General features: G+C 35.3%; 7 protein-coding genes and 1 tRNA gene. 6 read left to right on the top strand and 2 right to left on the bottom strand.

From position 1 onward, the window contains the following. Window positions 1–87 precede the first annotated feature (87 nt). Window positions 88–2148, bottom strand: coding sequence for a catalase (locus VIG73_RS11835; RefSeq protein WP_331642230.1), 2061 nt, complete (start codon window positions 2146–2148; stop codon window positions 88–90). A 293-nt stretch (window positions 2149–2441) separates the two neighbouring features. On the opposite strand from VIG73_RS11835, the gene VIG73_RS11830 reads away from it, so the two are divergent. Continuing rightward, window positions 2442–2514: transfer RNA gene (locus VIG73_RS11830), tRNA-Val, on the top strand. A 195-nt stretch (window positions 2515–2709) separates the two neighbouring features. Here VIG73_RS11830 and VIG73_RS11825 read toward each other — a convergent pair. Beyond that, the gene (locus VIG73_RS11825) at window positions 2710–3078 is read right to left on the bottom strand and encodes a hypothetical protein (protein ID WP_331642228.1); all 369 of its coding nucleotides are present in this window, start codon (window positions 3076–3078) and stop codon (window positions 2710–2712) included. A 705-nt stretch (window positions 3079–3783) separates the two neighbouring features. Between VIG73_RS11825 and VIG73_RS11820 the strand changes: the two genes are divergently transcribed. The 5 genes from VIG73_RS11820 (at window position 3784) to VIG73_RS11800 (ending at window position 9599) form a co-directional block, all read left to right on the top strand. After that, window positions 3784–4221 carry an NUDIX hydrolase gene (locus tag VIG73_RS11820; RefSeq protein WP_331642226.1) on the top strand — a complete coding sequence of 146 codons (438 nt, stop codon included), beginning with the start codon at window positions 3784–3786 and terminating at the stop codon, window positions 4219–4221. A gap of 9 nt (window positions 4222–4230) precedes the next feature. Next, a complete protein-coding gene (locus VIG73_RS11815; RefSeq protein ID WP_331642224.1) occupies window positions 4231–4776 on the top strand; it encodes a histidine phosphatase family protein in 546 nt (181 codons plus the stop codon). 148 nt (window positions 4777–4924) lie between these two features. Continuing rightward, window positions 4925–5761 (top strand): hypothetical protein, encoded by an 837-nt coding sequence (locus VIG73_RS11810; protein WP_331642222.1) that lies wholly within the window; start codon window positions 4925–4927, stop codon window positions 5759–5761. Between the two features lie 303 nt (window positions 5762–6064). Continuing rightward, window positions 6065–7795, top strand: a complete 1731-nt coding sequence (locus tag VIG73_RS11805) for an ABC transporter ATP-binding protein (RefSeq protein WP_331642220.1) — start codon at window positions 6065–6067, stop codon at window positions 7793–7795. Beyond that, window positions 7785–9599: an ABC transporter ATP-binding protein gene (locus VIG73_RS11800; protein WP_331642218.1), complete on the top strand. Its 1815-nt coding sequence runs from the start codon at window positions 7785–7787 to the stop codon at window positions 9597–9599. Before VIG73_RS11805 ends, VIG73_RS11800 begins: the two co-directional genes overlap by 11 nt. Window positions 9600–9723: the final 124 nt, after the last annotated feature.

Raw genomic sequence — 9723 nt, 5'->3', positions numbered from 1 at the left:
ACATATTTTAAGCTAAAAATTATTTATCAATCATACATAACAGACAAAATACGGAGACCGCTAGACTCCGTATTAATCTTTTCAATATTATCTTCTATTCCAAAACCGCTGCTCGGCAATTGCGGAGACAAATTCCTTTGTGAAGTTTGGATTATTTGCAGCAAAAACGACACCTTCTAAGTTATTTTTTTCTGATGTTTGAATATAAGACCGGCCACTTGTGGCAACACCAATTGGTTTATAATGTTGATATGCTACACGGACGTAATACATCATGTCCTGATTGAATTTATCTTGATTTTTAGAACGTCCACCAACGACATAAATCGAGTCTAACAAATATGGACTAGATGTAAGAAAGGTTTCATCCACTTTGATTTTCGTGCCATCTACCCCTGTAACAGTACCGAGCGTTTCGCTAATAATATAAATGAAAACCCCATATTCTCGCAACAACTGAAGTACACTTGTTATCTCTTGACCATTAAAACCATTCCCAATCAATACACCTACTCTTTGTGTGTACGCGTAATGAGGTGTATTCATTTGACTAAGCGAAGGGTATTTTGTAGATACTGATACTTGAGATCCTCTTGGACGATCTACACCGATATTGTCCGCAACAATCCATGCCATTTCCTTATCCACTTTGACTAGCATATCAACAACTTGTTGACGAACAGACCTTCTTTTTACACTCCCAACCTGATAGCTAAGTGCTTTTATAGTGTGTTGCTTTTCAATAGGTGTCAAGCTATTCCAAAATATCCTCGGTTGTGTAAAGAAGTCGTTAAATGACTTACTCCTGCCTCTTATGACATGCCCTTCGACTTTTTTAGGATAATGAACATAGCCGCCTTCTTCTGGAGGCGTTGTATATGGGGTGTTATCTGCTATTGAATTTTTATGATAATTAACCTGGTCAACATCGATTCGATACCGCATATACCCTTTTCGCTGATTATTATGGAACGGGCAAAGTGGTCGATTAATTGGTAAATCTTGAAAGTTAGCGCTGCCAAGTCGATGGTATTGTGCACTTTGATAAGTAATTAATCTTCCTTGTAGGACAGGATCATTAGAAAAATCAATTCCCGGTACGACATTTGCAGGGTTAAATGCGACTTGTTCTAATTCCGCAAATTCATTATCAACATTTTTATTTAAAGTCATCTTACCGATTATGTGAACAGGAACAAGTTCTTCTGGCCAAAACTTTGCCGGATCGAGAACATCAAAGTCGAATTTGAATTCATCCTCCATCGCAATCAACTGAACACCTAATTCATATTCAGGATAAGCCCCTCTATCAATCGCCTCTCTTAGATCTCTTCGATGATAATCAGGGTCTATTCCCCCTATTTTCTGTGCCTCATCTTGAAGCAGGGAGTGTACGCCGAGAACAGGCTTCCAAACAAATCTAACAAAAGTAGCTACACCTTCGTCATTAACAAATAAATACGTATTAATCGACCATGATTCCATCATTCGGTAATTTTTTACAATACCTCTATCGGACATAATCCACAACACCATATGAAGTGCTTCTTGATTATTTGCGACATAATCCCAGAAATTATCATGGGCTCCTGAAGCTGTCGGCATACCACTCCGCGGCTCTGGCTGATATGCATGCATTACATCGGGAAATTTCATTGGATCTTGATTAATTAAGACCGGCATTGAAATCGTTGTCAAATCGTAATTACCTTCTTCTGTATAAAACTTAACTCCCTTGCAACGTAAATCTCTCGCTGTATCTTTAGAACCTCTATCACCTTGAACGGTAGAAAATCGAACAAACACAGACGTCTTTTTGCCAGCTTCTTGCAAAAATCCAGCTTTTGTAAATTGTTTCATCGACTGATAACATTCAAATTCTCCATGTGCTCCATAACCTCGCGCATGAACCACTCGTGACGGTATTCTTTCACGTACAAAGTGTGTCATTTTTTCAAAATAATGCCAATCCTCATGTAATGACGGCCCGCGTTCACCAGCTTTTAATGTTTCTTGGTCATTTGATATTTTTCTCGATTGATTCGTTGTCATTGGCTTCCCTGTATTTCTTACACGAAACTCTTCCAACTGTTCATTTTTACTATTCATGGGTTTCTGATTTCTTGAAGCTGACTTATCATTATCCATATAAACACCCACCCATTAAAAATATTTCAATCCACTTAAATACTTATGCTTCGTTTGTATATAATAGAACACTACTCCATCTTTATTTTTTATTTTGGCTATACAAAAAAATGTAATATTAATTTGGATTTTCTATGTAAAAGAGAAGTCGCTTGGATGATAGAATTTGTGGTTTTTCCCTGAAGGAATCTTACGACGTATTCATCAGATATTATTCATTTTCTTTTTTTTTCAAAAAACCCTTGACTTTTATTACCATCGTCAATATAATAGTAAATGTTGACGCAATAAATGATTCCGTAGCTCAGCTGGGAGAGCGCTACCTTGACAGGGTAGAGGTCGTTGGTTCGAGCCCAATCGGAATCACTAATAAAGCGCTTGTTCCTGTAAAGGTTCAAGCGCTTTTGTTTTGCTAACTTATATAAAAATATCTAATATTAGTTTTATATTAATTATTTTCCTAGCTCGTCGAAATTCTATAATAGTCTCCGGAGTTCTTTAATCTGTATTTATAATCAATATTATAGAAGTGCGGTATGAAAGAATTTCATTATAAATACATTATTCACCAAATGCGTGATTTGTTTTATCAATAATTTTCCCATTTTTAGCGTTAATTTGATATAAAATTTTTGGAAAACTTTTATCACTATTTGGTTCACGTGAACTAATAATAACGACCCAAGAATCATAGAGCTTTATAGAACCACGATAACTCATTTTTGTTCTTTCTATGCTATAAATTTCAAAATTACTATTATTAGGTTTAAAAGAAGGAGCGTCATTTAAAGCAATTTCCTGGGCCCTCTCTTTATCTATTTGTTCATTTGCTGTGGTTCCATTTTCATTGTTAGTATGTTTCGAACAACTAACCGCCAATATTATGATGAAAACGAGTATAACAACAATAAAGTTTTTCCTTTGTACCAAATCTGCTCCCCCTATTAGTTAAGAACGTTTTCTAATATCTTCCTATTTATTTCATCTTTGGGGTTCCAGGAACTTTGGAAATTATATTATGGATATGACTGAATGTTCCACCTGACGCGGTGTGAGATCCTCTTAATTCGTTACCCCAATAAATATCCTTACTCTATAATGTCTTGTCTTTTTATTGATTAGTTATATTAATATAACATAAATAAAATGAATATTTCGTCTTATTTGGTCGACATAATAAATATTTCTAAAAAATACGATAATAGAAACATAGAGGAACCTCAATTCCCCTGCTTCACTTAATATCGCCTTATGGACTGAGGAATGACTCACGACACGCCTTAATGCTGGACCCGACATTTTTTCATCACTCCGATTCAAAAAATTATTATTATCCAATATGCCCCGAAATTTATATAAAATAACTATCAAAGCTGTATAAAAACATTTCAGAGTGGTGTTAATTTATCAATAATTTACACATTTATGTTATTTGTATTATCCATATAGTAAGATAGGGTATGGGCAAAAGTGTTTTATCAAAGAAAAATCTGAACGAGGTGCATATTCACACTTCAGAAATATTCTTCGTTAAAAAAGTAGATTGTTCGTCTTTGGGTTAAACATATTATTTTTTGTCCAAACCTCGTTCGATATGGATATGATTCAAATAACTTCTTATTGGAGGATAAAAATATGTTCATAGTAAATGTTGAGGGCGCGATTGTTAAAAATGATCAATGGCTAATTATTGAACGAAGTAAAAAAGAGGAGCATGCGGCAGGTTTACTCTCTCTCGTAGGTGGTAAAGTGGAACAAGAAGGTAACACGACCGATATTTTAGAAAGAACTGTAAAGCGTGAGATTTTTGAAGAAGTCGGAATAAAAGTAAAAGATACCATTAAGTACATTCATAATACTTCTTTTGTAACAGATTCTGGTGAAGACGTTATTAATATTGTATTTCTTTGCGAATATAAATCTGGTCAAGCAAGCGCTAAAAGTAAAGATGAAGTCGAATCGGTCCATTGGATGACTTCTCAACAAATAGAAAATCATCCTTATGCCCCATCATACTTAAAAGAAAGCATCTTACTAGCTAATAAAATCATCACTACAATGAATAATTGTTAAGGAGTTCAGATGACTAAAAACATATATATTATTAGACATTGTGAAGCAACTGGACAATCTCCTGATTCACCATTAACGGAAAAAGGATTTATTCAAGCAAACGAACTGTCTGATTTTCTATCTGATCTAAAGACCGATAAAATTATTTCTAGTCCTTTCTTACGAGCGATTCAAACAATAGAGCCATTTGCAAAGAAGAAAGATATAGAGATTGAACAAGATAGCCGCCTATCCGAACGCGTCCTTAGTTCCGTCTTTTTTCCAGATTGGATGGATAAACTAGAAGCGACATTCCTAGATTGGGATTTGAAATATGAAGGTGGAGAATCCAGTAACGAAGCTATGAATCGGATTGTAGAGGTCGTAAATGATGTCGTGGCAAGTCATGCTGAAAATACGATGATCGTCGCACATGGCGGGATAATATCTATATTATTAAATCACTATGATAAGAATTATGGCTTTGAAGAATGGAAGCGTTTAAGCAACCCAGATGTGTATCTTTTGGAATTTCTTCAAAATAGTCGTCATATTAAACGTTTATGGCAAGATTAATCGGGCTGACCTTCGATAACTTACGAAGGTCTTTTTTTGTGTCATCAATTTATAATACCTTTTCCATGCCATCCTTATTTAACCAATCATACCTTTCCGTAATTTACAAACAATAATTATAGTGTATGAATAAGGAGTGACACTTTTTATGAAGTATTTTTTACCAATCTTTAGTTTTGTCATATTTCTTATAACTGGGTGTTCTCCAGAAAAAAGTGAATTCGGTGAAGAAACAGTTGAAAATATGGCCATGAGCGATAAAGTTCAAGTCTTGTTTTCAGAAGGGAGAAAACAAGTTGTCCTGCAATCCGAAGAAGCCAAACAACAAATCCTGCAAAATAACCTTATTGAACAAGAGTCCATTTTAAATGACCCTACTTTACGTGAGGAATACTTAAATATAATGATGTCAGCTAATGACATGATTGCCCAAGACGAGAAAGGCATGGAAAAATTAAAACAACAAATGATTACTGTTATGGATGATATCCAGCAAGATAAAAAACAAAATATTAAGTTAGTTGAAGGTTCCCTTGCTTCACGAAAAAGAGCAATTGAGGCAGGTGACAAATTAAAAACGAACATATTAAAACAAAATGTAGCTGAAGAGGAATTAAGATTGCATCATCCCGCTACAAATCAAAAAGTGAAGGAACTATCACTCACTCTCAATAAACTTCTTTTAGATGACCCCAAATTCAGCAAAAAAATGATGGAACAAAATGTGATTCTCTTACAACAAATTGCCCAAAGTCCGTCATCACGTTCGAAAATGGCCGACGCCATGCTTCTCATTATGAAAGACCCGAAAATTCAAGCTGAAATGAAATTAATGATTACACAGGCAGTTGCTCAAGCAGGTCAAAAACTAAAACGAGAAATGACCCAGGAAATGAAAAAACTAAAACAAGAAATGATGGCGCTGAAGCAACAACTCGAACGTACAGAGATAAATGATATCATTAAAGAAAAACCAAAACCTTAATCATATGTGAGAATGATTGAACAGATAGCATCATGTGCTGTTAGAAGTAAAAGGAGTGAATTAGAAGCAAATCCAAGTATAGTATTGATCCTCTCTCTACGAGTTGCCCAGCGTATTTGTATTCACTCCGCCTGTTCCAGCATCTAATTGAAACTAGCCCACCTCATTATCTGATGTGGGTGATTTTTTCTATTTTTTATAATTATTTCTATTTCCGAAGTATATATATGGAATATGTAATCAATATTCGATATAATATAATGAAAATTATTCTCATTTATAGTATATAGGTGGCGGTTATGGATGAAAAAAGTTTTATCATATTTAAAACCATATAAAATTTCAATGATTGTTGCATTTAGCTTGACGATTTTTGAACTGATTGTTGAACTTCTACTCCCCTTCTTTCTAGGTAAAATGATTAATTCAGGAGTTATGAATAAAGACATGGAGGCTATTGTTATGTGGGGATCAATTATGCTCGGCTTAACACTCCTTTCATTTATAGCAGGAATTGTGAACTCGTTTTACGCCTCTCATGCCAGTCTTGGCTTTGCATATGATATTCGAAAAGTACTATATGACAAAATACAAGCCTTTTCCTTTACAAACTTACAGCGTTTTCCAACCTCGGGACTAGTAACTCGTTTCACGAATGATGTTCGCCAGATTCAGAATACTATTTTCATGGGCTTAAGAATTATGTCACGAGCACCACTAATGGTCATTGGCGGTATCATAATGTCATTTGTCGTTAATGCTAAATTGGCTCTTATTTTTCTAATAACGGTGCCATTACTTGTTGGTTTCTTATTATGGGTTCTGAAAAAAGCATCACATTTATTTAAAAAATTACAACAAAATGTTGATATTTTAAATCGCGTGATGCAAGAAAACTTAGCTGGCATGCGTTTAATAAAGGCCTTCTTCCGCAGAAATTATGAAGAAAAACGTTTTCACAATGCGAATAAAGATTTAGCAGATGTGACACGATTTACGTTTCGCTTTGTCGAATCATCAATGCCTGTCCTATTATTTATTATGAATATGAGTCTTCTCTTTATATTATGGTTTGGTAATCAACAAGTCCTAGGAGGATCAACAAATGTCGGTGATGTCGTCGCCATTGTTAACTATGCGATGCGCGTATCCATGGCGATATCCATGTTCGCCTTTATTATCATGGCTTTCTCAAGAGCAAAGGCATCAATTGAACGAATCGGTGATGTCCTCGAAGAAGATGTTGATTTAGTCGATCATCCGCTTTCTGATTCAAAACACGAAATAACAGAAGGAAATATTGCTTTTCACGAAGTTTCCTTTCGTTATCCTAATTCGGACGATTTTGTTTTAAAAAGCATATCCTTTACGATACACCCTAAAGAAAAAATCGCTATCCTTGGTGCAACTGGTTCTGGAAAAACATCGCTCTTTCAATTAATACCAAGGCTCCATGATGCAACAGATGGAGAAATATTCATTGATAATCTGCCGATTACACATTATAAATTAAATCATTTGCGCAAAAGTATCGGTTACGCTCCGCAGAGTCCCCTATTGTTTAGTGGAACTCTAGCAGATAATATCGCTTGGGGTAAAGAAAATGCCACGAAGGAGGATATTATTCAAGCAGCTAAAGATGCGCAAATTCATGATACAATCATGAGTTTCCCTGACGGTTATGAAACAGTCGTTGGGCAACGTGGTGTTAATTTATCAGGTGGTCAAAAACAACGCATCTCTATTGCGCGCGCACTTATTCGCCAACCTAAAATCCTGTTGTTCGATGATAGTACGAGTGCCCTTGACTTATCAACTGAAGCTAGATTATTAGACAGAATCCAAGATTATCATTGTACAACACTTATCGTTACGCAAAAAATTTCAACCGCACGAAACATGGATCGAATTATTTTAATGGATTGCGGCAACATTTTAGATATTGGGACACATGATGAATTATTAGCACAATCACAGCTATATCGTGATATAACTGTGTCACAGCACGGGGAGGCGTCTATTCATGCTCATTAAAGAATTGAAACGCCCTTTTAAATATCAAAAAGTAGAATTAAATCAAGTTATGACAAAAAGGAAAAAAAGGGCAAAAGATACAAGTGGAACAATCAAGCGTATTTGGGCTTATATAGCAGCTGAAAAAGTCAAGCTCACATTCGTTATTTTAATGGTTTTATTGAGTACAGTTCTTGGCCTTTTAGGGCCCTATTTGATCGGCCAAGCGATTGATTTATATATTGTTACAGAGGCACATGATGGTTTAAGAGCTTTATTAGTTTGGTTAGTTTTTATTTTTCTCGGTCATTCATTAAGTATTTTCTTACAAAATTTCTGGATGGTAGGTATCGCCCAAAAAATTGTCTATCAATTAAGGAAAGAGATTTTTCATCAATTTCATCGTTTACCGATTGCGTATTTTGATAAACGCCAGCACGGGGAATTGATGAGCCGGGTCACAAACGATATTGATAATATTAATAACACATTAAACCAATCAGTCATTCAAATTTTTTCTAGTGTATTAACGCTTGTCGGAACCATTGTTGTTATGCTTTCTTTAAGTCCAATCTTAACGGTTGTGACGATGACCATTATTCCACTAATGATAATAGCGATGCGCTGGATTACAAAACGCACAGGTCCATTATATAAATTGCAGCAAGAAGATTTAGGTCAGTTAAATGGGTTTGTTGAAGAGTCTGTTTCTGGTCAACATGTTATCAAAACGTATTCACAAGAGGAACGTGTTATTCAAGAATTCAAAGAAAATAATGCGCGTCTTCAGATGTCTGGCTTTTGGGCATTAACAATCGCCGGTTTTATTCCAAAGGTTATGAATATGCTTAACTACTTAAGCTTTAGCTTAATCGCTCTCGTTGGTGGAATTCTTTATATTTATGATTTTGGTGTTACAGTAGGTGTCATCGTTATTTTCACTGAATATGCACGTCAATTTACTCGACCACTTAATGAACTATCGAACCAGTTTAATATATTACTATCGGCTGTTGCTGGTGCAGAGCGTGTCTTCTCTGTCTTAGATGAGACAGGAGAAGAGAGTGATGAACAAGAAGCTAAGGTACTAAAAACTGTAAACGGGCATGTCGCATTTGAACACGTTAATTTTGGTTATGAAGATGAACGTATTTTAAAGGACATATCGTTTGAAGCACAACCTGGTGAATCAGTTGCTTTTGTCGGTCATACTGGTGCAGGAAAGACAACAATTATAAACTTAATTGCGCGTTTCTACAACTATAACGAAGGTAAAATTACAATAGACGGTCATGAATTAAATAAAGTAACGAGAGAGAGTTTACGCTCACATATGGGCTTTGTTCTTCAGGATTCCTTCCTATTTCACAATACGATCCGGGAAAATATCCGTTACGGTCGATTATCAGCGTCTGATGATGAAGTCATACAAGCAGCGAAAGAAGCTAATGCCCATGATTTTATCACGCAACTTCCAAATGGGTATGATACACTGATTGATCAAGCTGGTAGTAGGATTAGTCAAGGTCAGAAACAATTGTTGGCGATTGCAAGGGCGTTTATTGCTAAACCACGAATCCTTATTCTTGATGAAGCAACGAGTAATATAGATACAATGACAGAATTAAAGATTCAGCAAGCTTTGGAACGTCTTATGAAGGGACGAACAAGTTTTATTATTGCTCACCGATTAAATACCATTCAAAAAGCTGATCGGATTATTCTTCTAGAACAAGGAGAAATTAAAGAACAAGGGAACCATAAGGAGCTTTTAGAATTAAAGGGTAAATATTATGCTTTATATCAAGAACAATTACATGACTAATTCTCTTGTTACCCTGTCTTTTAATATAAATGGATAGCCCATTCATTCAGTTCGTGTTACCATTTAGTTATAGAAGGAATAATATCAGCCCACTTGGGGTAAATATTTACAGAGGTGTCATTCA

This window comes from Cerasibacillus sp., from assembly GCF_036516575.1.
Taxonomy (GTDB): Bacteria; Bacillota; Bacilli; order Bacillales; family Amphibacillaceae; genus Cerasibacillus.
Note: the sequence above shows the minus strand (reverse complement) of the source record. Positions and strands in the feature narration are given on the sequence as shown.

Coding starts and splice junctions, on each gene's coding strand:
- VIG73_RS11835 (WP_331642230.1), bottom strand. CDS start 2,148: ATGGATAATGATAAGTCAGCTTCAAGAAATCAGAAACCCATGAATAGT.
- VIG73_RS11820 (WP_331642226.1), top strand. CDS start 3,784: ATGTTCATAGTAAATGTTGAGGGCGCGATTGTTAAAAATGATCAATGG.
- VIG73_RS11815 (WP_331642224.1), top strand. CDS start 4,231: ATGACTAAAAACATATATATTATTAGACATTGTGAAGCAACTGGACAA.
- VIG73_RS11810 (WP_331642222.1), top strand. CDS start 4,925: ATGAAGTATTTTTTACCAATCTTTAGTTTTGTCATATTTCTTATAACT.
- VIG73_RS11805 (WP_331642220.1), top strand. CDS start 6,065: ATGAAAAAAGTTTTATCATATTTAAAACCATATAAAATTTCAATGATT.
- VIG73_RS11800 (WP_331642218.1), top strand. CDS start 7,785: ATGCTCATTAAAGAATTGAAACGCCCTTTTAAATATCAAAAAGTAGAA.